This window comes from Streptococcus sp. HMSC077D04, from assembly GCF_001808785.1.
In the GTDB taxonomy this organism is placed as follows: domain Bacteria; phylum Bacillota; class Bacilli; order Lactobacillales; family Streptococcaceae; genus Streptococcus; species Streptococcus mitis_BX.
Map to the genome: position 1 here is coordinate 1 of NZ_KV794464.1, position 238 is coordinate 238.

Consider the following 238-nt stretch of genomic DNA (forward strand, 5'->3'; position numbering starts at 1 on the left):
CTAATCAAAGTTTTACCTTTCATAAAGCGATTTTTTTCTGCTGAATCTTTATGGTATACATAGTAAGAACTAGTTTCTCTGAGAAATACTTTAACTTTTCCTTCTTCCATATTGATTTGAATATTTGGTACAAAAATAAGTCCTTCTTGTCGGATGCCAAACTGTACCTTAATGTACATTCCATCGTCTACTACTTCTTCTATTTGATTAAGATTCAACTCTACCTCAAACTCATGAA

Annotated in this window: 1 pseudogene; it reads right to left on the minus strand. The window is 31.1% G+C overall.

Annotated features, from left to right (window positions below):
• Window positions 1-238, minus strand: a pseudogene (locus HMPREF2701_RS00790) (relaxase); the annotation flags it as partial.